Source organism: Serratia sp. 22264 (assembly GCF_052045345.1).
Lineage (GTDB): Bacteria > Pseudomonadota > Gammaproteobacteria > Enterobacterales > Enterobacteriaceae > Serratia > Serratia plymuthica.
Map to the genome: position 1 here is coordinate 18,393 of NZ_JBQEOY010000004.1, position 25,431 is coordinate 43,823.

General features: G+C 58.2%; 24 protein-coding genes. 13 read left to right on the top strand and 11 right to left on the bottom strand.

Translation table 11 applies throughout. The features are described 5' to 3' along the window. Positions 1-14 precede the first annotated feature (14 nt). The 5 genes from ACTJJ1_RS15885 to cysM all read left to right on the top strand — a co-directional run bounded on the left by ACTJJ1_RS15885 (position 15) and on the right by cysM (position 4,789). Complete coding sequence (locus ACTJJ1_RS15885) at positions 15-1,037, top strand: sulfate ABC transporter substrate-binding protein (protein ID WP_004947713.1); 1,023 nt, start codon at positions 15-17, stop codon at positions 1,035-1,037. Beyond that, positions 1,037-1,870, top strand: coding sequence for a sulfate/thiosulfate ABC transporter permease CysT (gene cysT / locus ACTJJ1_RS15890; RefSeq protein WP_004947708.1), 834 nt, complete (start codon positions 1,037-1,039; stop codon positions 1,868-1,870). The genes ACTJJ1_RS15885 and cysT overlap by 1 nt, the downstream gene beginning before the upstream one ends. Beyond that, a complete protein-coding gene (gene cysW / locus ACTJJ1_RS15895; RefSeq protein WP_004947706.1) occupies positions 1,870-2,745 on the top strand; it encodes a sulfate/thiosulfate ABC transporter permease CysW in 876 nt (291 codons plus the stop codon). The genes cysT and cysW overlap by 1 nt, the downstream gene beginning before the upstream one ends. Continuing rightward, on the top strand, positions 2,735-3,823 hold the full coding sequence (gene cysA / locus ACTJJ1_RS15900) for a sulfate/thiosulfate ABC transporter ATP-binding protein CysA (RefSeq protein ID WP_006327088.1): 1,089 nt from the start codon (positions 2,735-2,737) through the stop codon (positions 3,821-3,823). Before cysW ends, cysA begins: the two co-directional genes overlap by 11 nt. An 84-nt stretch (positions 3,824-3,907) precedes the next feature. After that, positions 3,908-4,789 (top strand): cysteine synthase CysM, encoded by an 882-nt coding sequence (gene cysM, locus ACTJJ1_RS15905; protein ID WP_004947698.1) that lies wholly within the window; start codon positions 3,908-3,910, stop codon positions 4,787-4,789. 3 nt (positions 4,790-4,792) lie between these two features. Here the strand turns inward: cysM and ACTJJ1_RS15910 are convergent, their stop codons facing one another. Then, positions 4,793-6,742 carry a MacB family efflux pump subunit gene (locus ACTJJ1_RS15910; RefSeq protein ID WP_440834427.1) on the bottom strand — a complete coding sequence of 650 codons (1,950 nt, stop codon included), beginning with the start codon at positions 6,740-6,742 and terminating at the stop codon, positions 4,793-4,795. 3 nt (positions 6,743-6,745) lie between these two features. Continuing rightward, positions 6,746-7,942 (bottom strand): efflux RND transporter periplasmic adaptor subunit, encoded by a 1,197-nt coding sequence (locus tag ACTJJ1_RS15915; RefSeq protein ID WP_440834429.1) that lies wholly within the window; start codon positions 7,940-7,942, stop codon positions 6,746-6,748. A 175-nt stretch (positions 7,943-8,117) separates the two neighbouring features. Between ACTJJ1_RS15915 and ACTJJ1_RS15920 the strand changes: the two genes are divergently transcribed. Both ACTJJ1_RS15920 and ACTJJ1_RS15925 read left to right on the top strand, forming a co-directional pair. Next, positions 8,118-8,798, top strand: coding sequence for a response regulator transcription factor (locus tag ACTJJ1_RS15920; protein ID WP_004947692.1), 681 nt, complete (start codon positions 8,118-8,120; stop codon positions 8,796-8,798). Between the two features lie 5 nt (positions 8,799-8,803). After that, positions 8,804-10,120 (top strand): ATP-binding protein, encoded by a 1,317-nt coding sequence (locus ACTJJ1_RS15925; protein WP_004947689.1) that lies wholly within the window; start codon positions 8,804-8,806, stop codon positions 10,118-10,120. A 95-nt stretch (positions 10,121-10,215) separates the two neighbouring features. Here ACTJJ1_RS15925 and crr read toward each other — a convergent pair whose 3' ends face one another. The 5 genes from crr to cysZ form a co-directional block, all read right to left on the bottom strand. Beyond that, complete coding sequence (gene crr / locus ACTJJ1_RS15930) at positions 10,216-10,725, bottom strand: PTS glucose transporter subunit IIA (protein WP_004947686.1); 510 nt, start codon at positions 10,723-10,725, stop codon at positions 10,216-10,218. Positions 10,726-10,774: 49 nt separating this feature from the next. After that, positions 10,775-12,502 (bottom strand): phosphoenolpyruvate-protein phosphotransferase PtsI, encoded by a 1,728-nt coding sequence (gene ptsI / locus ACTJJ1_RS15935; protein WP_004947683.1) that lies wholly within the window; start codon positions 12,500-12,502, stop codon positions 10,775-10,777. 46 nt (positions 12,503-12,548) lie between these two features. Then, the gene (gene ptsH, locus ACTJJ1_RS15940; protein WP_004947679.1) at positions 12,549-12,806 is read right to left on the bottom strand and encodes a phosphocarrier protein Hpr; all 258 of its coding nucleotides are present in this window, start codon (positions 12,804-12,806) and stop codon (positions 12,549-12,551) included. Between the two features lie 396 nt (positions 12,807-13,202). Continuing rightward, a complete protein-coding gene (gene cysK, locus ACTJJ1_RS15945) occupies positions 13,203-14,171 on the bottom strand; it encodes a cysteine synthase A (protein WP_004947678.1) in 969 nt (322 codons plus the stop codon). Between the two features lie 183 nt (positions 14,172-14,354). Next, the gene (gene cysZ, locus ACTJJ1_RS15950; RefSeq protein WP_440834433.1) at positions 14,355-15,116 is read right to left on the bottom strand and encodes a sulfate transporter CysZ; all 762 of its coding nucleotides are present in this window, start codon (positions 15,114-15,116) and stop codon (positions 14,355-14,357) included. A 221-nt stretch (positions 15,117-15,337) separates the two neighbouring features. On the opposite strand from cysZ, the gene zipA reads away from it, so the two are divergent. From zipA to ACTJJ1_RS15965, 3 genes are all read left to right on the top strand, one after another. Beyond that, positions 15,338-16,333 (top strand): cell division protein ZipA, encoded by a 996-nt coding sequence (zipA, locus tag ACTJJ1_RS15955; RefSeq protein WP_004947676.1) that lies wholly within the window; start codon positions 15,338-15,340, stop codon positions 16,331-16,333. A gap of 78 nt (positions 16,334-16,411) precedes the next feature. After that, a complete protein-coding gene (ligA, locus tag ACTJJ1_RS15960) occupies positions 16,412-18,433 on the top strand; it encodes an NAD-dependent DNA ligase LigA (RefSeq protein WP_004947674.1) in 2,022 nt (673 codons plus the stop codon). Further along, positions 18,433-18,648 carry a DUF3820 family protein gene (locus ACTJJ1_RS15965; protein WP_004947672.1) on the top strand — a complete coding sequence of 72 codons (216 nt, stop codon included), beginning with the start codon at positions 18,433-18,435 and terminating at the stop codon, positions 18,646-18,648. The genes ligA and ACTJJ1_RS15965 overlap by 1 nt, the downstream gene beginning before the upstream one ends. A 29-nt stretch (positions 18,649-18,677) precedes the next feature. Here ACTJJ1_RS15965 and ACTJJ1_RS15970 read toward each other — a convergent pair whose 3' ends face one another. After that, complete coding sequence (locus ACTJJ1_RS15970) at positions 18,678-19,670, bottom strand: bile acid:sodium symporter family protein (protein WP_440834436.1); 993 nt, start codon at positions 19,668-19,670, stop codon at positions 18,678-18,680. A 94-nt stretch (positions 19,671-19,764) separates the two neighbouring features. On the opposite strand from ACTJJ1_RS15970, the gene ACTJJ1_RS15975 reads away from it, so the two are divergent. Then, positions 19,765-20,685 (top strand): LysR family transcriptional regulator, encoded by a 921-nt coding sequence (locus ACTJJ1_RS15975; protein ID WP_440834438.1) that lies wholly within the window; start codon positions 19,765-19,767, stop codon positions 20,683-20,685. Position 20,686: 1 nt separating this feature from the next. Here ACTJJ1_RS15975 and ACTJJ1_RS15980 read toward each other — a convergent pair whose 3' ends face one another. After that, positions 20,687-21,163, bottom strand: coding sequence for a FlxA-like family protein (locus ACTJJ1_RS15980; RefSeq protein ID WP_006327071.1), 477 nt, complete (start codon positions 21,161-21,163; stop codon positions 20,687-20,689). 59 nt (positions 21,164-21,222) lie between these two features. Then, entirely contained in the window at positions 21,223-21,771 is a 549-nt protein-coding gene (locus ACTJJ1_RS15985; RefSeq protein WP_440834441.1) for a nucleotidyltransferase family protein, read from the bottom strand. Between the two features lie 214 nt (positions 21,772-21,985). Between ACTJJ1_RS15985 and ACTJJ1_RS15990 the strand changes: the two genes are divergently transcribed. Both ACTJJ1_RS15990 and eutC read left to right on the top strand, forming a co-directional pair. Then, positions 21,986-23,368 (top strand): ethanolamine ammonia-lyase subunit EutB, encoded by a 1,383-nt coding sequence (locus ACTJJ1_RS15990; RefSeq protein ID WP_062790000.1) that lies wholly within the window; start codon positions 21,986-21,988, stop codon positions 23,366-23,368. Beyond that, positions 23,368-24,159, top strand: coding sequence for an ethanolamine ammonia-lyase subunit EutC (gene eutC, locus ACTJJ1_RS15995; protein ID WP_440834443.1), 792 nt, complete (start codon positions 23,368-23,370; stop codon positions 24,157-24,159). The genes ACTJJ1_RS15990 and eutC overlap by 1 nt, the downstream gene beginning before the upstream one ends. Here the strand turns inward: eutC and ACTJJ1_RS16000 are convergent. Next, on the bottom strand, positions 24,138-25,097 hold the full coding sequence (locus tag ACTJJ1_RS16000) for a LysR family transcriptional regulator (protein ID WP_122289571.1): 960 nt from the start codon (positions 25,095-25,097) through the stop codon (positions 24,138-24,140). The two genes, eutC and ACTJJ1_RS16000, sit on opposite strands and share 22 nt — an antisense overlap. Positions 25,098-25,431 lie beyond the last annotated feature (334 nt).

Genomic DNA, 25,431 nt, shown 5'->3' on the forward strand with positions numbered 1-25,431 from the left:
AGCTAAGGTGCAGAATGAAACAAATCCGGGTTAAAAATATCGTGCTGAAAGGATGGTTGGCAGCGGCTCTGTTAGCCAGCGGCACCGTCTCGGCAACTGAATTGCTGAACAGCTCTTATGACGTTTCCCGTGAATTGTTTTCCGCACTGAACCCTGGCTTTGAACAGCAGTGGAACCAGCAGCATCCGGGCGACAAGCTGACCATCAAGCAGTCCCACGCCGGTTCTTCCAAGCAGGCGCTGGCTATCCTGCAAGGGTTACGCGCCGACGTGGTGACTTACAACCAGGTGACCGACGTGCAAATCCTGCATGAACGCGGCCAACTGATCCCGGCCGACTGGCAGGCCCGTTTACCGAACAACAGCTCACCGTTCTATTCCACCATGGCTTTCCTGGTGCGCAAGGACAACCCAAAAGGTATCCACAGCTGGAACGATCTGGTCCGTGACGACGTGAAGCTGGTGTTCCCGAACCCGAAAACCTCCGGCAATGGCCGTTATACCTATTTGGCCGCCTGGGGCGCCGCCAGCCAGGCCGACGGCAACGATCAGGCCAAAACCCGCGCCTTCATGACCCGTTTCCTGAAAAACGTGCTGGTGTTTGACACCGGCGGCCGCGGCGCGACCACCTCCTTTGTGGAACGTGGCCTGGGCGACGTGCTGATCAGCTTTGAGTCGGAAGTAAACAACATCCGCAAGCAGTACGGTGAAGACAAATACCAGGTCATAGTTCCGCCGGTCGATATTCTGGCGGAGTTCCCGGTGGCCTGGGTGGACAAAAACGTGGAAAAGAACGGCACCGAACAGGCAGCCAAAGACTACCTCAATTATCTCTACAGCCCGGCGGCCCAACAGGTGATCACCAGCTTCTACTATCGCGTTTACGACAAAAAGGCGATGGAAGCGGCGAAGAGCCAGTTCCCGGACACCAAGTTGTTCCGGGTGGAAGATCAGTTTGGCGGCTGGCCGCAGGTGATGAAAACGCATTTCTCCACCGGCGGCGAGTTGGATCAACTGTTAGCGGCAGGGCATAAGTAATGTTGTCGTTGTCCAGTAAACGGGTTTTGCCCGGATTCGGCCTCAGTCTGGGGAGCAGCCTGTTTTACACCTGCCTGGTTTTATTGCTGCCGCTCAGCGCGCTGGTCATGCAATTGGCGCAGATGAGCCTGGCGCAATACTGGGAAGTGATTTCCAATCCGCAGGTGGTGGCGGCCTATAAGGTGACGCTGTTGTCGGCGGGCGTCGCCAGCCTGTTTAACGCGGTGTTCGGCATGCTGATGGCCTGGATCCTGACCCGCTACCGTTTTCCCGGCCGTACGCTGTTGGACGGCCTGATCGATCTGCCGTTCGCGCTGCCGACGGCGGTGGCCGGCCTGACGCTGGCGGGGCTGTTCTCCACCACCGGTTGGTATGGCCAATGGCTGGCGCATTTCGACATCAAGGTGACCTTTACCTGGCTTGGGATCGCGGTGGCGATGGCGTTTACCAGCCTGCCGTTCGTGGTGCGCACCGTTCAACCGGTGCTGGAAGAGCTAGGGCCGGAATATGAAGAAGCGGCCGAAACCCTGGGCGCTACCCGCTGGCAGAGTTTCCGCCGCGTGGTGATCCCTGAGCTTGCGCCGGCGCTGCTGGCCGGCACGGCGATTTCCTTTACCCGTAGCCTGGGGGAGTTTGGCGCGGTGATCTTTATCGCCGGCAATATCGCCTGGAAGACCGAAGTGACGTCGCTGATGATTTTTGTGCGTTTGCAGGAGTTCGACTATCCGGCGGCCAGCGCGATTGCTTCGGTGATCCTGGCGGCGTCGCTGCTGTTGCTGTTTAGCATTAACGTTCTGCAGAGCCGCTTCGGCCGACGCATCGGGGGGCACTGATGGCTGATATCTCTGAGTTCAATGGCGTCGAACGCCCACGCGTCAACTGGGGAAAATGGACGCTGATCGGCATCGGCGTGCTGTTCTCGGTGCTGCTGCTGGTGGTGCCGATAATGTCGATTTTCGCCGAGGCCTTTTCCAAAGGCGTTGGCGCGATGTGGAGTAACCTGGTCGATCGCGACATGCTGCACGCCATTTGGCTGACGGTGTTGATCGCGTTGATCACCGTGCCGTTCAACCTGATTTTCGGCACGCTGCTGGCGTGGCTGGTGACGCGTTTCACCTTCCCGGGCCGCCAGTTGCTGCTGACGTTGGTCGACATTCCGTTCGCCGTTTCACCGGTGGTGGCGGGGCTGATTTATCTGCTGTTTTACGGCAGCAATGGCCTGTTGGGCGGTTGGCTGGATGCACACAATATCCAGGTGATGTTCTCCTGGCCGGGCATGGTGCTGGTGACCATTTTCGTGACCTGTCCGTTCGTGGTGCGCGAACTGGTGCCGATGATGCTCAGCCAGGGCAGCCAGGAAGACGAGGCCGCCATTTTGCTGGGCGCGTCCGGCTGGCAGATGTTCCGCCGCGTTACCTTGCCTAACATCCGCTGGGCGCTGTTGTACGGCGTGGTGCTGACCAACGCGCGCGCCATCGGCGAGTTCGGTGCGGTGTCTGTGGTGTCCGGTTCTATTCGCGGCGAAACCTTCAGCCTGCCGCTGCAGGTGGAGTTGCTGCAACAGGATTACAACACCGTCGGCGCCTTTACCGCCGCCGGGCTGTTGACCCTGATGGCGATCATTACCCTATTTTTGAAGAGTGGCCTGCAATGGCGTCTGGAACGCCAAAATGCGCGCCTCGAGCGGGAGGAAAATCATGAGCATTGAGATTAGCGGTATCAACAAATTTTTCGGTCGTACCAAGGTATTGAACGATATCTCGCTCGATATTTCCTCCGGTGAGATGGTGGCGCTGCTGGGGCCTTCCGGCTCCGGGAAAACCACGCTGCTGCGCATTATCGCCGGGCTGGAAAGCCAGAGCGGCGGCAAGCTGGGCTTCCACGGCACCGACGTCAGCCATGTGCATGCACGCGATCGCCGCGTGGGCTTCGTGTTCCAGCATTACGCGCTGTTCCGCCATATGACGGTGTTCGACAATATCGCCTTTGGTCTGAGCGTGCTGCCGCGCCGTGAGCGCCCGAACGCTGCGGCGATTAAACAGAAAGTGACCCAACTGCTGGAAATGGTGCAGCTTGGTCATTTGGCCAACCGTTACCCGTCGCAGCTTTCCGGCGGCCAGAAGCAGCGTGTGGCGTTGGCGCGTGCGCTGGCGGTAGAGCCGCAAATCCTGCTGCTGGACGAACCCTTCGGCGCGCTGGACGCGCAGGTGCGCAAAGAACTGCGCCGCTGGTTGCGTCAGTTGCACGAAGAGCTGAAATTCACCAGCGTGTTCGTGACCCACGATCAGGAAGAGGCGATGGAAGTGGCCGATCGCATCGTGGTGATGAGCCAGGGCAATATTGAACAGGTGGGCTCACCGAACGAAATCATGCGTGAACCGGCCAGCCGCTTCGTGTTGGAGTTCATGGGCGAAGTGAACCGCCTGAGTGGCGAAATCCGCGGTTCGCAGCTGTTTGTCGGCGCGCACCAGTGGCCGCTGTCGTTCCAGCCGATGCATCAGGGCAGTGTCGATCTGTTCCTGCGGCCGTGGGAAATGGAAGTGGGAACCGAGAGCAGCGAGCGCTGCCCGTTGCCGGTGCAGGTGCTGGAAGCCAGCCCGCGCGGCCACTTCTGGCAGTTGACCGTACAGCCGATCGGCTGGCATCAGGAGCCGATCAGCGTGGTGCTGCCAGAGGGCAACCAACCCCCGGTGCGCGGCGGCCGTTACTATGTTGGCAGCCTGAATGCGCGTCTGTACGCCGGCGATCAACTGCTACAACCTGTTGCGTTAGCCAAAAGCGCCTGATAGTTTTTAGCGGCCAATATTATTTTAAAGGCAACCCCAGGGTTGCCTTTTTACATTACGCACTTCAACACACAGGCAAAGATCGTGACAACGCTCGAACAATGCATCGGCAATACCCCGCTGGTAAAGGTACAACGTCTGGCCGCAGGACTGGGCAGCGAGGTTTGGCTCAAACTGGAAGGCAACAACCCGGCGGGTTCGGTAAAGGATCGCGCCGCGCTGGCGATGATCCAACAGGCGGAACTGCGCGGCGAAATACAACCCGGCGACAAGCTGATCGAAGCCACCAGCGGCAACACCGGCATTGCGCTGGCCATGATCGCGGCGCTGAAAGGCTATTCCCTTAAGCTGCTGATGCCGGAAAACATGAGCCAGGAGCGCCAGGCGGCGATGCGCGCCTATGGCGCCGAACTGATTCTGGTCAGCCGTGAACTGGGGATGGAAGGCGCGCGCGATCTGGCGCTGGAAATGCAGCGTGAAGGGCAGGGCAAGGTGCTGGATCAATTCAATAATCTGGATAACCCTTACGCCCATTTCACCACCACCGGCCCGGAAATCTGGCAACAGACCCAGCAGCGCATTACGCACTTCGTCTCCAGCATGGGCACCACCGGCACCATTACCGGCGTAGGCGGTTACCTCAAGAGCCAAAACCCGCAGGTGCAAATCATTGGCCTGCAGCCGGCGGAAGGCAGCAGCATCCCCGGCATCCGCCGTTGGTCACCGGCTTATCTGCCGGGCATATTCCGCCCGGAGCTGGTGGATCAGGTTCTGGATATCCAGCAAACCGATGCCGAGCAGACCATGCGCCAGTTGGCTCAACGCGAAGGCATTTTCTGCGGCGTCAGTTCCGGCGGCGCGGTGGCCGGCGCATTGCGCATTGCTGCGGCGAACCCAGGCAGCGTGATTGTGGCGATTATCTGCGATCGCGGCGATCGTTATCTTTCCACCGGCGTTTTTGACTGAAGGTTATTCCCTTTCCAACGCATGTATCGGATCCATCCCGGCGGCGCGTTTCGCCGGGAAAAAGCCGAAAATCACCCCAATCAGCGTCGAACAGACAAACGCGGCGACGATCGAGGCTCCGGAATAGATCATGGTGAAGTTACTGCTGAATTGGCTGAACAGCACGCCGATCCCCAGTGACAGCAGCACCCCCAATGCGCCGCCCAGCAAGCACACCAGCACCGCCTCGATTAAAAACTGTTGCATGATATCCCCGGCGCGAGCGCCTACCGCCATGCGCACGCCGATTTCGCGCGTGCGCTCGGTGACCGACACCAGCATGATATTCATCACCCCAATGCCGCCCACCACCAGCGAGATCAGCGCGATCATCGACACCAACAGCGTCAGGGTGGCCGTGGTTTTCTCAATGGTTTGGCGGATGCTGTCGGTGTTCATGACGAAGAAATCCTTGGTGCCGTGGCGTTGGCTCAGCAAACGGGTGACGCCGTCTTCGGCGCTGCCGAGATCGACATCGTCGTTGACCCGCACGGTGATGCTCTTCAGGTAACTTTGGCCCAGCATGCGTTTCATGACGGTGGTGTAGGGGATCCAGACGTTCAGGTTTTCATCGCTGTCGAAACCGCTCTGTTTTTTGGCGGCCACGCCGATAATCCGGCACGGCAGCGAACCGAGCAGGATCACTTCGCCGATCGGGTTGGCCCCGTTGGGGAACAGCTTATTGCGGGTATTCTCGTCGATCACCGCTTCCTGCATCAGGTTGTCGACGCTGTGACGGTTAAACGCCATGCCGCTGTCGATGTTGTAGCCGCGCACCAGAAAATATTGCTCGCCTACGCCATTGACCGTACCGCTGACCGACTGATTGCCATAGCGAAAAGTGGTGCTGCTGGACAGCGTCGGCGTCACGCTGTGGACGTATCCCTGCTGTGCCAGCGCGTCGGCGTCGGTGGCGCGCAGCGTCTGGATCGCCGCAGAGCGCATATCGCCGAAATCCTTGCCCGGGTAGATTTCCAGCGTGCTGGTGCCCATGGCATTGATGTTCGCCAGCACCTGTTGCTGCGAACCTTTGCCCAGCGCCACCACCGATACCACCGAAGCGATGCCGATGATAATGCCGAGCATGGTCAGCAGAGTACGCAGGCGTTGTGACGCCATCGCCAACACCGCCATTTTGAAGGCTTCGTAAAAGCGGTCGCGCTGTGATTGCCAGCGGCTGCCGACGCTCTCCGGCGCCTTCGGCAGCAGTGCGCTGGTCTGGGCGGTTTTTTGCCGATCGGCGACAACTTCGCCGTCGCGCAGCTCAATGATGCGCTGGGCATGTTCGGCGATCTGCATGTCATGGGTGACGATCACCACCGTGTGGCCACGCGCATGCAGGTCTTTCAGAATGTTGAGCACTTCTTGTCCGCTGTGGCTGTCCAGCGCGCCGGTCGGTTCGTCCGCCAGGATCACTTCCCCGCCGTTCATCAGCGCCCGGGCGATACTGACGCGTTGCTGCTGGCCGCCGGAGAGCTGGCTGGGTCGGTAGTTCAGACGGTCCGCCAGCCCGAGCCGCTGCAACAGATCGGCGGCACGCTGGCGGCGTGCGGCGCGCTGACGCCCGGCGTAGACCGCCGGCACCTCGACGTTGTCTTGCGCGGTGAGTTCCGCCAGCAGGTGGTAGCGCTGGAAGATAAAACCGAAATGCTCGCGGCGCAGTTCGGCCAGGCTGTCGCGATCCAACCGCTCGGTACTGCGTCCGGCAACCTGGTAATCCCCTTCGCTGGGGCGATCGAGGCAGCCAAGAAGGTTCATCAGCGTCGATTTACCGGAGCCTGAAGCACCGACGATCGCCACCATTTCGCCCTGGCCGATGGTGAGATTGATATTGTTCAGCACCGTCATGCGTTGTTCGCCGGCCTGAAAATGGCGGCTGATGCCGCACAGTTGCAGCAGAGGTGTTGGGTTCATCAATCACATCCCCATCGGCGGCGGGCCCATGCGCCGCGTGCTGCTTTGCGTCGCTGCGTTGACCTGGCTGACAATCACTTTTTCGCCGGCCAGCACACCGCTGATGATTTGCGCATCGACGTTGTTATTGATGCCGACCTTCACCGGGCGGCGGGCGATATTGCCCTGTTCGTCCACCACCTGCACCCAGTCGCCCTGTAACGCGGTGGCGGGGATCACGACTGCGCCTTTCGCCTTGGCCAGCACGATATACACCTGCGCGGTCATGGAAATGCGCAGCGCGCCGTCGGGGTTCGCCACGTCGAACAGGCCGTTATAGTAAATCGCGGTGCTGGAGGTGGAAGAACTGCTGGAACTGCTGCTGGAGCTCGACGTGGTGGTCTCGTCATTGATCGAGTCGGGGGCGGGCTCTATCGCCCGCAGCGTGGCGCGGTAGTGTTTGCCCGGTTCGCCGAGAATGGTGAAATAGACCGGCATGCCGGTTTTCACCTTCACCACGTCGGCCTCGGAAATCTGCGCTTCGATGGTCATGGTGTCCAGTCGGGCGACTTTGACGAGGGTCGGGGCGCTTTGCACTGCATTCACCGTCTGGCCTTCTTCAACCGGCAGCGCGACGATGGTGCCGTCGATCGGTGAAGTGATTTTGGTATAGCCGAGGTTGACCTGCGCAGTATTCACCGCGATCTGCGCCTGCACGATCTGCGCGTCCAGTGCGTTGATGTCGGCGCGGGTGGCCTCCAGCGTGGCTTTGGCGCTGTCAAAATCCGCCTGCACGCCGACGCCGCGCGCCACTATGGCCTGTTGGCGCTGATAGGCGAGCTGATTGTTGCGCAGCGCCGCCAGTTTTGAGGCACGCTGCGCCTGTACGTTCTTCAATGCCGCTTCTGCGTCCCTCAGCGAGTTCTGCTGGGTTAAATCGTCTATCTCGGCCACCAGTTGCCCTTTATGCACCTTATCGCCCAGCGCCACGCGCAGGGCCTTTATCTGGCCGGAGACCTGCGCGCCGACGCTGACCTGTTTTTGCGCTTCAATGGTGCCATCGGCCAGCACGGTTTGTTCCAGATCGCGCGTTTGCGCTACCGCAGTGATATAACGGGGCGTTTCGGCGGTGCCTTGCGCTCTGAAGTAGAGAAATAAGGCGATAACAGCCACAATAACAGTGGGCAACAGATAGCGTTTTGAGCGTTGAAACGATGGCATGACGAAGAGGTTCCCTGGCATAAAAGCGCGGCAAAAATCTATTTGCACTAATTTAGCGCGCCGTCGGCCAGGCTGCGGTTAAGTGGCGTTCAGGAATGTGTAAGGATTGAGTAAAACCGGCTGCGAAGCAGGCAAATAGGCGTAAAAATGACGAAAATCCGCGAAGGAGCAAGGCATGAAAATTTTATTGGTCGATGACGACCTGGAGCTCGGCACCATGCTGAGCGAATACCTGACCGGCGAAGGGTTTAACGCCACGTTGGTGCTGACCGGCAAGGCCGGGGTGGAAGGCGCGTTGTCGGGCGAGTATACCGCGATGATCCTCGACATCATGCTGCCGGACATGAGTGGTATTGATGTGCTGCGCGACGTGCGTAAAAAAAGCCGTATGCCGATCATCATGTTGACGGCCAAAGGCGACAATATCGATCGGGTTATCGGCCTGGAGATGGGCGCCGATGACTACATGCCCAAGCCGTGCTATCCGCGTGAACTGGTGGCTCGCCTGCGCGCAGTGTTGCGCCGTTTCGACGAGCGTCCGGAGGAGGTGGATGACGAGATAGCCATCAGCTTCGGTGAATTGACGCTCAACCCTTCCACCCGCAGCAGCGAATGGCGCGGCAAGGCGTTTGATCTGACCGCTTCGGAGTTCAACCTGCTGGAACTGCTGTTGCGCGCGCCGGAGCGTGTGGTGTCCAAGGACGAGCTGTCGGAAAAAGGATTGGGGCGCCCGCGTGAAGCCTATGACCGCAGCGTTGACGTTCATATCAGCAACATCCGCCAGAAACTGGGCGCACTGACGGACAACATGCTCAGCATTGAAACGGTGCGCAGCATCGGCTACCGCATCAGGTAATGCCCATGCGCGGAAGACTATTCTGGAAAATTCTGCTGGGTTTCTGGCTCACGTTTATCATCATGACCCAGGCGCTGTGGGTCGCTTTTTCCCTGTACGGCGATCGCTATGAACCCCCGGAAAATGCCGTGGCCCGGCGGCTTATCAATCTGCAGTTGGCAACGGCCGGCACTTTGCTGCGCAGCGGCGGCGAGCCTGCCCTGGAAGCCATAATGCAAGACTGGTCGGACGATGACCGGCGTTTTTTGTCGGTAACCCCGATGGCGCATCCGCCTGCGACGGTGGAGGGGCCTTTCGAGGTTCGCCGCATGCCGGAAAATATCACGGCATGGGTGCAAACGGGGAACAATAGCGGCTATCTGTTGAATTATGACGTGCGCACTCTGCGCGAACAATACCGTCCTAGCAAGCGTTCGCATTTCTTCAATATTCCGGCGCCGATGCTGTGGGTGGGTGGACTGGGTGGGCTGCTGTTCAGCGCCGTGCTGGCCTGGAACCTGACCCGGCCAATGCGCAAATTGAGCGCCGGTTTTGATCGCGTGGCGCAGGGGGATTTGTCCGTGCGGCTGTTCCCGGCGATGCGCCGGCGGCATGATGAGCTTTCTGAAGTGGCGCGCGATTTCGACACTATGGCCGAAAGGCTGGAACTGCTGGTCAGCGCTCGCGAGCAGTTACTGCACGATGTTTCGCACGAACTGCGCTCACCGCTTGCCCGGCTGCAGTTGGCCATCGGGCTGGCGCGGCAGAATGACGGCAACGTTGAGAGCTCGTTGCAGCGTATAGAGCACGAAGCGGGGCGGTTGGACAAGATGATTGGCGAGTTGCTGGCGCTGTCGCGCGCCGAGAGCAACAGCCTGCCGGACGAGGAGTATTTCGATCTTTACGGGCTGGTGGATGCGGTGGTCAACGACGCACGCTACGAAGCGCAGATCCCGGGAGTCGAGATCGTGTTGCAGGCCAGTTCTGACGTGGAGTACACCGTCAAAGGCAATGCCGAACTGATGCGGCGCGCGGTGGACAACATCGTGCGTAACGCATTGCGTTTCTCCAGCCAGGGGCAGCGGGTCACAGTGGTGCTGACGCGTATCGACCAACTGTTCCAGATCGAGGTCAGCGATCAGGGGCCTGGGGTGGAAGAGGCAAAGCTTTCCAGTATTTTTGATCCGTTCGTTCGGGTGAAATCGGCGATGTCGGGCAAGGGTTATGGGCTGGGGCTGGCGATCACCCGCAAGGTGGTGCTGGCGCACGGCGGCCAGGTTGATGCGCGTAACGGCGAACAGGAAGGACTGGTGATTACTCTGCGCATTCCACGTTGGAGTTGAGTAACGGATCCCTGGGGCGCCGCATGCGGCGCCCGCTTGTACGACAGACATAAAAAAACGGCGCCAAGGGCGCCGTTTGTCTTTCACATTCGCAATTACTTCTTGATGCGGATGATCGGGGTTTCACCAACGATTACGGTACCGGACAGTTTGATCAGCTCTTTGATCTCGTCCATGTTGGAGATAACAACCGGCGTCAGGATAGACTTGGCTTTCTCTTCCAGCAGTGCCAGGTTGAACTCGATAACCACGTCGCCTTTCTTGACGCGCTGGCCTTCTTCAGCGATGCGTTTGAAGCCTTCGCCTTTCAGTTCAACGGTGTCGATACCGAAGTGGACAAACAGCTCGATGCCGCTGTCGGATTCGATAGAGAAAGCATGGTTGGTTTCGAAAATTTTACCGATAGTGCCGTCAACCGGGGCAACCATTTTGTTGCCTGTCGGTTTGATGGCAATACCGTCGCCAACGATTTTTTCAGCGAAAACTACGTCAGGTACATCTTCGATGTTAACGATTTCGCCAGAAAGTGGAGCTACGATCTCGATAGTGCCCGTGTCTTTCTTGTCATCAGAAACCAGAGATTTCAGTTTATCGAACAAACCCATGATCTTCTCCTAAGCATTAAATTGGGCGGCGTTCCAGTGTCGTGGAAGTTTAGCAGAGCGTTTTTTCTTCGATGAATTTATTCACGCAATTCATCAGGTCTTGCGCCGTTGGCTGTGCCAAGGCTTGCGCTGCCAACGCCTTCACATCTTCGAAATTCGTATTACGAATAATTTTCTTGATGCGCGGGATTGAAATCGCACTCATGCTGAACTCATCCAGCCCCATGCCCAATAACAACAGTGTAGCACGCTCATCGCCAGCCAGTTCACCGCACATGCCGGTCCACTTGCCTTCTGCGTGAGATGCATCAATGACCTGTTTGATCAGGCCAAGCACTGATGGGGACATCGGGTTATAGAGATGAGAAATCAGCTCGTTGCCGCGATCTACCGCCAGAGTATACTGGGTTAGATCGTTTGTCCCAATACTAAAGAAGTCGACTTCTTTCGCCAGATGGTGGGCAATCACCGCCGCAGCCGGTGTTTCCACCATTACGCCCACTTCAATTGTTTCGTCGAACGCCTTGCCTTCTTCACGCAGCTGCGCTTTCAGCGTCTCGAGTTCGCCTTTCAGATCGCGCACTTCTTCGACGGAAATGATCATCGGGAACATGATGCGCAGCTTGCCGAACGCGGAGGCGCGCAAAATGGCGCGCAGCTGGGCGTGCAGGATTTCTCTGCGGTCCATGGCGATACGAATGGCGCGCCAGCCGAGGAACGGGTTCTCTTCTTTCGGCAGGTTCATGTACGGCAGGTCTTTGTCGCCGCCGATGTCCATGGTGCGGACGATCACGGCTTGTGCGCCCACGGCTTCCGCAACGGCTTTATAGGCCTGGAACTGCTCGTCTTCGGTTGGCAGCGAGTCGCGGTCCATGAACAGGAATTCGGTACGATACAGGCCGACACCTTCAGCGCCATTGCGCTCTGCACCCGCGACGTCGCGCACGGTGCCGATGTTGGCGCAGACTTCAACCTGATGACCGTCCAGCGTAATCGCCGGCAGATCTTTCAGCTTGGCCAGATCGTTTTTCTCGGTAACGTACTGGGTCTGTGCGGCTTTCAGCTGATCGATAACGTCAGCGGTTGGGTTAACGTAAATTTTATTGTTAACCGCGTCCAGAATCAGGTAATCGTCGTTCTTCACCTGCTTGGTGACGTCGCTGGTGCCTACGATTGCCGGCAGTTCCAGGGAGCGCGCCATGATAGAGGTGTGCGAAGTACGGCCGCCGAGATCGGTGATGAAGCCCAGTACTTTGTCCAGGTTCAACTGTGCGGTCTCAGACGGGGTCAGATCGGTTGCAACCAGGATCACTTCGTCCTGGATGGAGCTCAAATCGACGATAGCCAGGCCCAGAATGTTCTGCAGCAGGCGTTTACCGATGTCGCGTACGTCAGCCGCACGTTCTTTCAGGTATTCATCGTCCAGCTCTTCCAGCGCTTTCGCCTGGCCTTCAATGATGGTGTAGGCTGCCGCATCGGCAGAAGCCAGATCGTCTTTGATAAGGGCTATGATTTCCTGCTCAAGCTCTTCGTCTTCCAGCAGCATGATGTGGCCTTCGAAGATTGCTTCTTTTTCTTCGCCGAAGGTTTCGCCAGCTTTGGTCTTGATCGCTTCCAGCTGTTCGGACGCTTTGGCACGGCCAGCCAGAAAACGCGAGACTTCCTGCTCTACATGGTCTGCAGAGATTTTCTTCCGGTTGATGACAATTTCATCTTCTTTCAGTAGGAGAGCCTTACCAAAAGCGATACCCGGTGATACTAAAATGCCTGAAATCATAACCCTACCTTACTCTTGACTGGTTTTAACTAAAAAGACGGGCCGATTACTCAAGCTCTGCCATCAGTTTTACCAAGTGCTCAACGGCTTTCTGGTCGTCTTCACCTTCAGCAGAGATGGTCACTACGGTCCCTTGGGTCAGCCCCAGAGTTTGCAGTTTGAACAGGCTCTTGGCGCTGGCGCTTTTACCGTTGGAAGTCACGGTGATGTCAGATGTGAAGCCTTTGGCTTCTTTAACGAACTGAGCGGCAGGGCGAGTGTGCAGACCATTCGGAGCGGTAATAGTAACTTCTTGCTGGAACATTGATGTTTCCCCAACTTATTGGTGTGTTGTGGAGCTAAAGTTTAGCCCAAGGGTATTACTTTAGCTTGTCTGGTTAGCGCCTGACTATGGTACAGGGGCGAGTATGGATGCAACAGAAAACGACGAATTTGGCCCTTCAGATCAAAAAAATTTGGCTTCTGCCGTCGTTTCAATCAGCTCTCCATTATGCCGTGTTTAACGCAGCTGCGACAAACGAGTAAATCGATTCAGCTTAAACAAGGGACGGAGGGTGATTAATTTTGCGCATCGAAATAATGCACCGTTAAATACTAAAGCTGGCGGGTAAAATCAATCTTCAACTGCTATAAACTTTGATCCAGTCCACAAAAAAGCACCCCGGAAGGTGCTTTTTTAGCTATTTGTGCACAGCTGGCACTACTGTTGCAATTCTTGCTCGGTGAACAAATCGGCAAACAGCGCAGTACTCAGGTAGCGTTCGCCGGAGGACGGCAGAATCACAACGATGGTTTTGTCGGCGAAGTCGGCTTCTTCAGCGATTTTCACCGCTGCCGCCACGGCCGCACCGGAGGAAATGCCCGCCAGAATGCCTTCTTCGTCCATCAGACGGCGCGCCATGCTGATGGCTTCGTCGTTGGTGATCTGTTCTACGCGGTCAACCAGGTCGAGATCCAGGTTACCGGGGATAAAGCCGGCGCCGATGCCTTGAATCTTGTGCGGGCCCGGTTTGATTTCTTCACCGGCCAACGCCTGAGTGATCACCGGGGAATCGGTAGGCTCTACCGCCACGGTGGTGATCGCTTTGCCTTTGGTGTTTTTGATATAGCGGCTGACGCCGGTCAGCGTACCGCCGGTGCCGACGCCGGAGATGAAAACGTCGACCTCGCCGTCGGTGTCTTCCCAGATTTCCGGGCCGGTGGTTTTCTCATGGATGGCGGGGTTAGCCGGGTTGCTGAACTGCTGCAAAATGAGGTAACGCTCCGGATCGGTAGCGACAATTTCTTCCGCCTTGGCGATGGCGCCTTTCATGCCTTTTGCGCCTTCGGTCAGCACCAGGTTGGCCCCCAGCGCTTTAAGCAGCTTGCGACGCTCGATGCTCATGGTTTCCGGCATGGTCAGCGTCAGTTTGTAGCCGCGTGCGGCGGCGACGAAGGCCAGAGCGATGCCGGTATTGCCGCTGGTCGGTTCTACCAGTTCTTTGCCGGCGACCAGGATGCCGCGTTTTTCTGCGTCCCAAATCATATTGGCACCGATGCGGCATTTAACGCTGAAGCTTGGGTTGCGTGATTCAACCTTGGCCAAAATGCGTCCGTTGCCGATACGGTTCAGACGAACCAGCGGCGTATGGCCGATCGTTAATGAGTTGTCTTCGTATATCTTGCTCATAGCCCGTCCTTTAACTCTATGAAAATGTGGGGAACATCGAAAGCATACGCTAACAGTACCGGCAGGGAAGTAAAGAATTGGTATATCGATATGTTATTAGGAAATAAGTTTTAAGCACAACGATAAGGGCGCAAATTGCGCGCCCTGTCGAAGAATTAATCGTAATGCGGGGAATGAAATGGCTCAGTAACGAACGAATTGTGTACGATAACGGTCGACCCACATGGCGGTGGCGCCGCAAACCGCGACCGGCAGGATCACCAGATTAAGGATGGGGATCATGGTGAACAGGCTGACCATAGCGCCAAACTGCAGGTTGTCGGTTTTATGCTGACGCAGCGCACGACGCATGTCGGCAAAGCTCACCTTATGGTTATCGAAAGGGTAGTCGCAATACTGGATCGCCAGCATCCAGGCGCTGAACAGAAACCACAGCACCGGCGCCACCGTTTGGCCGATCCCCGGAATGAAATAGAGTATCAGCAACAGCAAAGCACGCGGCAGGTAGTACGCCAGTTTGCGCCATTCACGCGCCATGATGCGCGGCAGGTCCTTCACAATGCCGAAGATGCCGGTGTCCGGCAGCGGCTTGCCGGTCAGGCTGCCCTCCAGATGTTCGGCCAGCAGGCCGCAGAACGGTGCGGCAATCAGGTTGGTGAGGGTACTGAACAAATAGCTGAATACCAGCAGGACGGAAATGACCGCCAGCGGCCACAGCAGATAGCTCAGCCACTGCAGCCAGTTGGGCACGTGGCTCATCATGCTGGGGATCCAATCGCCCAGTTGGCTGAACAGCCACCAGAAAGCGGAGCCCATCAGCAGCACGTTGACCAGCAACGGCAGGACGACATAGCGTTTAATCCCCGGGTGCGAAATCAGGCGCCAACCTTCGGCAAAATAATGAAAGCCGCTGGTGGAGTGAGAAGGTGACTGCGTATAGGACATATCTTAAGTTATCTCGTTGTCTGAACAGGCATCGCTATCATATCGGGATGATTTTCTACTGGCTAGGGTGTCATTGGCTGAAAAAACAGCAAAAAAAGGCAGTATAATCATCTTTATTGGCATAAAGTTCAGCACGGACTTGCACTTGTGTGCTCGGGCAAATAGAGTTAAAGAGTGAATGTTTGCCGCGGTGGCAATGTATTGGAACAACAGAGATAGCAATGATGCAGGATTTGCGTCTGATATTAATCGTTGTTGGCGCGATCGCCATAATAGCGTTGTTATTGCACGGTCTGTGGACCAGTCGCAAAGAACGCTCGTCGCTTTTCCGCGATCGCCCAGCCAAGCGTTCTAAAAAAGAACGTGAACAATCCCCGATCGACGATCTCGATGAAGGCGTGGGAGAGGTGCGTGTACGCGCCGTCAACCCGCACGATGAGCCGTCGTTTGGTCATTTTGATGCCGCACGCGAAGAACCCGTGGTTGCGCCGAAGCCTGCTCCGGCGGCCGAGCCAACGCCACGTGCCGTTCAACCGGCTGCTCATCAGTCTCCGCCACCGCTGTCTCAGCGGCCGGATTATGATGACATCCTGCTGGACAACTACGCGCAGGACGCAGACGACGAGCCGCAGCAGCCTGCGCCGCGCCGTGAACCGCGCGTTGACGATCTGCCGCCTGTGGCGACTGCAGCAGAGCCGGCGTTCCGCGCCGAACCTGCGCATCAGCCGCAGCCGGAAGTGAAACCAGCGGCGGTGGAACCTCAGCCTGCTCCGGCAGCCATTAAACCGGCAAAACTGAAAGAAACCGTACTGGTGCTGCACGTTACCGCACATCAGGGTGGCGTGATCGGCGGCGAAGTTCTGCTGCAGAGCGTGCTGCAAGCGGGCTTCCAGTTTGGCGCAATGGGGATTTTCCATCGCCATATCAGCCCGGCAGGCAGCGGCCCGGTGCTGTTCAGCCTGGCGAATATGGTCAAGCCGGGTTCTTTTGATCCCGACATGATGTCCGATTTCTCCACGCCGGGCGTGTCGATGTTCATGATGGTGCCGTCTTATGGCGACGCTAATCAGAACTTCAAGCTGATGCTGCAGTCGGCACAGCGAATCGCCGACGACGTGGGCGGTGTGGTGCTGGACGATGAGCGCCGCATGATGACCCCGCAGAAGCTGGAAACCTACAAAGCGCGCATCCGCGAAGTGTTGGAAAGCAACGCCTGACCGGTAGCGACGCGCACTGAATATCCGTAACAACAAAGCCCCCGCTTGCCGGGGGTTTTTTATCTTTGATGGTGAGCCATGGAATCGATAATCCAACAAATCAATCAACTACGAACCTCACTGCGCCATCACGAATACCAATATCATGTACTTGATGCGCCGGAAGTGCCGGATGCGGAATACGATCGTCTGATGAATGAGCTGCGTGAGTTGGAAAACGCGCACCCGGAGCTGATCACCGCCGATTCGCCGACCCAGCGCGTGGGTGCCGCTCCGCTGGCGGCGTTCGATCAGGTGCGGCATGAAGTGCCGATGCTGTCGCTGGATAACGTATTCGACGAAGAAAGCTTTCTGGCGTTCTACAAACGCGTGCAGGATCGCCTGAAGAGCAGCGAACCGCTCACTTTCTGTTGCGAGCTGAAACTGGACGGTCTGGCGGTCAGCCTGCTGTACGAAGACGGCGAACTGGTGCGTGCGGCCACGCGCGGCGACGGCACCACCGGTGAGAACATTACCTCCAACGTGCGTACCATCCGCGCCATCCCGCTGCGTCTGAGCGGCGACAATATCCCGCGTCGGCTGGAAGTGCGCGGCGAAGTGTTTATGCCGCAGGCCGGCTTTGAACAGATGAACGAAGAGGCGCGTCGCAAGGACGGCAAGATATTTGCCAACCCGCGCAACGCCGCCGCCGGTTCTATCCGCCAGCTCGATCCGCGCATTACCGCCAAACGCCCACTGACCTTTTTCTGCTATGGCGTTGGCCTGCTGGAAGGCGGCGAGCTGCCGCGCAGTCACTGGCAGCGCCTGATGCAGTTTAAAAACTGGGGCTTACCGGTCAGCGATCGCGCCAAATGCTGCACCGGCAGCGACGAAGTATTGGCTTTCTACCGCCAGGTGGAGCAGGACCGCGCGCAGCTCGGATTCGATATCGACGGCGTGGTGGTCAAAATTGATGATATCGATCTGCAGGAAACGCTTGGCTTTGTGGCGCGTGCGCCGCGCTGGGCGACGGCCTTCAAGTTCCCGGCGCAGGAACAAATTACCGTGGTGCGCGAAGTGGAATTCCAGGTCGGGCGTACCGGGGCGATAACGCCGGTCGCGCGACTGGAACCGGTGCAGGTTGCCGGCGTGATCGTCAGCAACGCCACGCTGCACAATGCCGACGAGATCGAACGTTTGGGCCTGCGCATCGGCGATACGGTGATCGTGCGCCGTGCCGGTGACGTGATCCCGAAGGTGGTCGGAGTGATTGAGGATCGCCGTCCGCAGGACGCGCGTGAAATAGTGTTCCCACTGCATTGTCCGGTCTGTGGTTCCGATGTGGAACGGGTTGAAGGCGAGGCGGTAACGCGTTGCACCGGTGGGCTGATCTGCGCCGCGCAGCGTAAAGAAGCGCTGAAGCACTTTGTTTCCCGGCGCGCGATGGACGTCGACGGCATGGGCGACAAGATCATCGAGCAACTGGTAGAAAAAGAATATGTGAAGAATCCGGCCGATTTATTCCGCCTGTCCGCAGGTATTCTGACCGGGTTGGATCGCATGGGGCCGAAGTCGGCGCAGAATCTGGTCAACGCGCTGGAGAAATCCAAGCGGACCACCTTTGCCCGTTTCCTGTACGCGCTCGGCATCCGTGAAGTGGGCGAGGCCACGGCGGCCAACCTGGCGGCGCACTTCGGTGAGCTTCCAAAGCTGTATGCCGCCGATATCGACGCGTTGAAACAAGTTCCGGACGTCGGTGAGGTGGTGGCGAAGCATGTGCGTCATTTCCTCGACGAAGAGCTTAACCAGAAGGTGATCGACGAACTGATTGGCGCCGAAATTGGCATCAACTGGCCGGAAGTGGTGGTAGTAGCGGCGGAAGAGATCGACAGCCCGTTTGCCGGTAAAACCGTGGTGTTGACCGGTTCGTTGAGCCAACTTTCACGCGATGAGGCTAAAGATCGTCTGACGGCGCTGGGCGCCAAGGTCAGCGGCAGCGTCTCGAAAAAGACCGATCTGGTGATTGCCGGCGAAGCGGCCGGCTCCAAGTTGGTGAAGGCGCAGGAGTTGGGTATTGCAGTGATCGATGAAGCGGAGATGATCCGCCTGCTGGGTGTCTGATGGAAAAAGAGAATCTGATCGAGATCGCCAATACCCTGATGCCGTTTGGCAAGTACCAAGGGCGGGCGCTGATTGACCTGCCTGAAGAGTATCTGCTGTGGTTCGCCCGCAAAGGCGAGTTCCCCAACGGCAAACTCGGCATGCTGATGGAAATGACGCTGGCGATTAAAATCGAAGGGCTTGACCACCTGGTCAAGCCGTTAAAAAAGAGTTGAACAGACAAACGGGCGAAAGCCCGTTTTGTTTACCCGCGCGACGCCTCTGCGTTCAGCGCCCCCTGTTTTTCCTGCTGTTTCTTCTGATAACGTCTCGCCAACACTGCGCAAGTCATTAATTGCACCTGATGGAACATCATCAGTGGCAAAACCATAATCCCCACGGTTGAAGCCGGGAACAGGATATTGGCCATCGGGATACCGTTCGCCAGGCTTTTCTTCGAGCCGCAGAACACGATGGTGATTTCGTCGGCTTTGCTAAAGCCCATCCAGCGCGCCATGTAAGTGTTCACCACCAGCACGATCGTCAGCAGGACGATGCTGCCCGCCACGATAAACACCAGCGAACCCATGCCCACCTGATGCCAGATACCGTGCGTGACCGCCTCGCTGAAGGCGGCATAGACCACCAGCAGAATCGAGGTCTGGTCGGTTTTACCGATAAGTTTGCGTTTGCGTTCGATCCACTTGCCGATCAGCGGCCGTGACAAATGGCCGGCGACGAAGGGCACCAACAGTTGCAGCACAATAGATCCGACCTGTTGCAGGCTGCCGGTTTCACCGTGGACGTTCATCAGCAGCCCGACCAACAGCGGAGAGACGAAGATCCCCAGCAGGCTGGAGGCCGACGCGCTGCACACCGCGGCGGCGACATTACCCCCCGCCAGCGAGGTAAAGGCGATGGCCGATTGCACGGTGGCGGGCAGAATGCACAGGTAGATAAAGCCGGAATACAGCTCGGGGCTGACGTCGATCGGCGACCACCATTTAAACAGCACGCCGAGCGCCGGAAAAATGATAAAGGTGCTGAACATCACCCACAGATGCAGCCGCCAGTTGTTGCTGCCGGCCAGAATGGCTTCGCGCGACAGCTTGGCGCCGTGCATAAAAAACAGCAAGGCGATGGCGGCGATGGTCAGCACGTTTAGCCAGCCGACAAATTCGCCCCGCGCAGGCAGGAACGACGCCAGCAATACGGTGGCGAGCAGCGTCAGGGTAAAGCGGTCGGGCAGGAATCTCATGGTGGCGTACTCGAATAAAAATGATGCGCTTATTGTGGCGCTGCGGGATATAATAATTAAATTGATTTATTTAATTTATTTATGAAAAAAATACATGAATTATTCCATCAAGCAGCTCAGAGTTTTTGTCGCCATTGCCCGGCATCGCAGCTTCAGCCGGGCCGGTGAGGCTATTGGCCTGACCCAGTCGGCGGTCAGCCACAGCGTGAAAGAACTGGAAGCGGAGATCGGTGTGCGCCTGCTGGACCGAACCACGCGTGAAGTGGTGCTGACCGACGCCGGGCAGCGGCTGGCCAACCGCGTGGAACGGCTGCTGGATGAATTGCAAACCTCGTTGCTGGATGCACGCAGCTTTGGCGTGCAACGCAGCGGCACGGTGCGCGTGGCTTCCAGCCAGACCATCTCCGCCCACCTGATGCCGCAATGCATCGCCGCCGGGGAGCAGCAGTATCCGGATATTCGCATCATGCTGCGTGACCAGGCGCAACAGCAGGTGCTGCACAGCATCCGTAACGCCGAGGTGGATTTTGGCATCGTGGTGGATCCGGTCCAGGCGGTGGATCTGGACTGCGAGCCGATTCTGCATGAACCCTTCTTGCTGCTGTGCCGCCGCGATCACCCGTTCACCGCATTGCCCGAGGTGCACTGGTCGGCACTGAACGGCAGCCGTTTGGTGTTGCAGGATTATGCTTCCGGCAGTCGGCCATTGATTGACAGCGCTTTGCGTCAGCAGGGAGTGGAGGCGCCGGTGGTGCAGGAAATCGGTCACCCGGCGACGCTGTTTCCCATGGTGGCGGCGGGTATCGGCATCAGCATTTTCCCGGCGCTGGCGTTACCGTTACCGGAAGGCGGGCAATTGAAAGTGTGTCGGCTGGTGCCGGAAATTAATCGTGCGCTGATGCTGGTGCGGCGTAAAAACCGCTCGTTGACGCCGGCTGCGGAGGTGATTTGGCAGGTAGTGGGGCAGCAGGCGGCGTTGTTGCAACAGCAACGCCGCCAACAGGTGGATTATTGAATCAGATATACACATCCACGGCATTCAGCGCGGTGGGGCGATTGACGCCATCGCCTTTGACCGGGGCGCTGCCGGAGGCGGCTTTCGCCATCTGTTCCTGCTGCTGCTTTTCCATTTCTTCTTTCTGAATACGTTCGATTTCGGCCTGCAGCATTTTGATCTGCGCCTGGATCAGCTGTTTTTGTTTTTCGATCTCTTTGGCATCGCCGCCCGAGTCTTTGAGATCAACCAGTTTTTGTTGCAGATCCTGGATCTGTTTGTTCAGCGCCTTGATGCGTGCCGAAGCGCTGCTGTCCGAGATATTGACCTGTTCCTCGCTGCCGGCGCCTTCGGTTTCTTTGGGTTTACCGCCTTCGGGCTGCTGATTGACAGGTTTGGCCATCAGCACCTGGCCCTGCTTGCCGGGGGCGCTGAAGACGTTGCTGACGCCGGGTACGGTGTTTTTTACCGGCACGATCATGGTAATGCTGGTGGACATGATGCTCTCCCTGAGTCTTGATGTTTCTGCTCAAGGTATCGGCAGCGGCGGGTAAAACTTTACCCGCGAACTTGCCGCAGCCGCGGCCAGCGCTGCAGCCAGCCTTTGTCGGCCACCCTTTGCTCGAAGATGTGGATATCGCCGTTTTTGGCATTGAAGGTAATGGTGTTGTCGAACAGTCGCTCAAGGCCGAAAGGCGCTACCAGTTGGATGCCGTCATCGGCGTTCAGACGCGCGCCAACCGCCGTTTCAAGTTCGGTCCAAAAGCTGATGGCATCCTCGCTGTTGAGGTAGGGCGCCCGCCCGCTGCGCAGGTGCATGCGAGCCTGATTTTTCACCGACCACGGCTGCGGCAACCACTGTTGCAGCCGCGCCTCCAGCATCCTGTCGCGCTCGGCTTCCGCCCGTTGCGGATCAAAATGAATCACGTCGATGTCGTTGAGCGGTGTCGGGGAGGCATAACCGTGGAGCCGGTCCCACACCAGATTGCGTACAAATCCGGCGCCCAGACACCAGTCGTTCAGGCCGAGCCGCCGTACGGTGCGCAATACGGTCATTCTTTCGTTATCTTGCTGTAACCACTGGATAATTTGCTGCTGCCGGTTCATTACCTCTCCTTTGTTGCGGCTACTGTAACCCGAAGCGCTCGCCGGCGGAATGCAATGCATGATTTTAGTGCAGGCTCAGGTTGCCCGGAGCCTGGCGGTAAACGGCATTAACCGCATGATTTCCTGTAAAAAATAAATTCATCTGTCGACTGACTACACTTGGTACAGGGTTTGCAACTTTCGGTGATCATTCCGGGCAGAACAGGGGAGCGCTATGTATCAGGCAACGCTTAGCCGGCGCAGCTACCGTTTCAATGATTTACGCCAACTGATGGCAAAGGCGTCACCGGCCCGTTCCGGCGACTATCTGGCGGAGGTGGCGGCGGAGAGCGCGGAGGAACGCATGGCGGCGCGCCTTGCGCTGGCGGAGGTACCGCTGAAAACGTTTTTGCAGCAGGTGCTGGTGCCTTATGAAGAAGATGAGGTCACGCGGCTGATTATCGACAGCCATGATGCCGTGGCTTTTGCGCCGATCTCCCACCTGACGGTGGGGGATTTCCGCGACTGGTTACTGAGCGAGCAGGCGGACAGCGCAATGCTGGCGCAGGTCGCCGCCGGGATTACGCCTGAAATGGCGGCGGCGGTGAGCAAGCTTATGCGCAATCAGGATCTGATCCTGGTGGCGAAGAAGTGCCGGGTGGTGACGCGATTTCGCAATACTCTCGGCCTGCCAGGCCGCATCAGCGTGCGCTTGCAGCCCAATCATCCGACCGACAGCCTGCAGGGCATCGCCGCCAGCATGCTTGACGGCCTGTTGTACGGCAGCGGCGACGCGGTGGTCGGCATCAACCCGGCCAGCGACAGCCTGCCGCTGCTGGAAAAGCTCAATTACATGCTGGATGACGTGATCCAGCGTTTCGCCATTCCCACACAGTCTTGCGTGCTGACGCACGTCACCAACACGCTGCGGCTGATGGAACGCGGCGCGCCGGTGGATTTGGTGTTCCAGTCGATCGCCGGCACAGAAGCCGCCAACACCGGCTTCGGCATTAATCTGGCGCTGCTGGCGGAGGCGCAGCAGGCGGCGTTGAGCCTCAATCGCGGCACGCTGGGCAATAACGTGATGTATTTCGAAACCGGGCAGGGCAGTTGCCTGTCGGCCAATGCGCATCACGGCGTCGATCAGCAAACCTGCGAAGCGCGCGCCTATGCGGTAGCGCGCCGTTTCTCTCCGTTGTTGATCAATACCGTGGTCGGATTTATCGGCCCGGAATATCTGTATGACGGTAAACAGATTATTCGCGCCGGGTTGGAGGATCACTTCTGCGGCAAGCTGCTCGGCCTGCCGCTGGGGTGCGACGTGTGCTACACCAATCATGCGGAGGCGGATCAAGATGACATGGACACGTTGCTGACGCTGTTGGCCACCGCCGGATTAACCTTTTTGATTGGCGTGCCGGGAGCGGACGACATCATGCTCAATTATCAGAGCACCTCCTTCCACGACGCGTTGTATATCCGCGAACTGCTGGGGCTCAAACACGCACCGGAGTTTGCCGACTGGTTGGTGAAAATGCATATCACCGACGAACTGGGGCGGCTGCGTGACACTGCCGCCAATCACCCGCTGTTGTTGGCGCTGCAGGGAGAGAGTTGATGAATAAACCGGTTCACGTCAACAGTTGGGATGCGCTGCGCGCCTTTACCGATGCGCGTATCGCGTTGGGTCGCACCGGCGCGAGTCTGCCCACCGGCGAGCTGCTTAAATTCGGTCTGGCGCATGCGCAGGCGCGCGATGCGGTACACCAGCCGTTCGACAGCGATATGCTGGCCGGGGCGTTGCAGGAGAGTGGCTGGCAGACGCTGACGGTGCACAGTCAGGCCGCTGACCGCACCGCCTACCTGAGCCGGCCGGATCTGGGGCGGCGGTTGGCGGCGGACAGCCGCAGTCTGCTGCTGGGCCTGCCGGACAAGGCGGCCGATCTGCTGCTGGTGGTGGCGGACGGTCTGTCTTCCAAGGCGGTGCACCGTCAGGCGTTACCCTTGTTGCAGGCGCTGCGGCCTTATCTCGATCTGTTGGGGCTCTCCGTAGCGCCCGTGGTGCTGGCGCATCAGTCGCGGGTGGCGCTGGGGGATGATATCGGCGAGTGTCTGCGGGCAAAAGCGGTGGCGATATTGATTGGCGAGCGGCCGGGCCTGTCCTCGCCGGACAGCCTGGGCATTTACCTCACCTGGGGGCCGAACACCCGGCGGCGCGAGTCGGAGCGTAACTGTATCTCCAACGTTCGCCCGGAAGGGCTGGATTACCCGCAGGCGGCGTTCAAGCTGGCGTGGCTGCTGGAACAGGCGTTCCAGCGGGGTCTGACCGGGATTGAACTGAAAGACGAAAGCGATAACCCGGCGTTGTATGGCCGGGTATCGCCGCTTCATTCCCAACTGGGGGGCTGACCGATACTTTGCTGCAGCAGGGCGGTGAACGCGCTTAAGCGGGCGGAGATCTTGGCCACCGGCCGCAGCAGGTAGATGCCCTGTTGTTCCTGGCGCGGATCCTCCAGCACTTGATGCAAGCGGCCGGCCTGGATATCCGGGCCAACCACCCAGTTGGGTAAAAAGGTGATCCCCAGTCCAAGCAGCGCCGCCTGGCGCTGGGCGGTGAAGTCGTTGCAGCGCAGTACCATACTGCAGCGGTTCAGTAGCTGGCCACTGAGGATTTGCGTCCAGCAGGCCGGCTGCTGTTTATTATAACGGGCAATCAGCCGATGTTCCGGTAGCGCGTTCAGGTCCCCTGGGCAGCCATAGCGGGCGATATAGCCGGGGCTGGCACACATGACCCAGCGCTGAGTGGCTATTCGGCTGGCGTACAGCCCGCTGTCTTTCTGTTCGCCGATGCGGATGGCGGCGTCCAGTAATTCCTGCGTCGGATCGGTCTGGCGCTCGGTCAGATCCAGATCGACAAACAATTGCGGGTAGCGTTCAGCCAGCGTCGGCAACAGCGGCAGGATGTAGGTTTTGCCAAAAGTCGGCAGGCAACTGATGCGCAACGTTCCCTGGGGGACATCACTTAGCGAGGCCAGCTCTGCGCGGATGTCGGTGATGTCCGACAGCAGCGCCGCCGCCCGCGCCTTCAGCATTTCTCCGGCATCCGTCAGCATCAGGCCGCGCGTCGAGCGGATAAACAGCGTAGCGTCAAGAGCGCTTTCCAGCGCGTCTATGTGGCGAACCAGCGAAGAGGGCACCATACCCAGTTTGCGGGCGGCAGCGGAGAAGCTGCCCAGCAGGGCCACTTCGAGAAATATCGGCAGATGTTCAACATAGCGGGCGTCATTCATCTTTGCATTATATGCAAAAGCGTTTCTTATGAATACCAGGTTCTCTGCCCACCGCATTGCGGTTACTCTTTTTCTGGGGCTTACGGACGGTAAGAGCGAACCGGGATCCCGCCGCAAAGAGAAAAATAGATAAACCCAGCGGATTTTAGACCTTAAAACAACGCCATTCTCCCAGGCACCGCCATGCGCCTGCGACAGTGATTGCTGCTTCAATACCAGAGTAAACGTTCAATTTGACGCTGTGCCCGCCAACAATGATTAGTGAATCTAAACCGTTGTTGAGGTTGAGTGTCGCCGGCCTGCCGTGCCGGTTTTTTTGTCGCCGTTGGCTGAATCGTTCCACCTGAACGCGTCGTCGGCGACATCTTTGCTTACCTTTCAGGTGGGCATT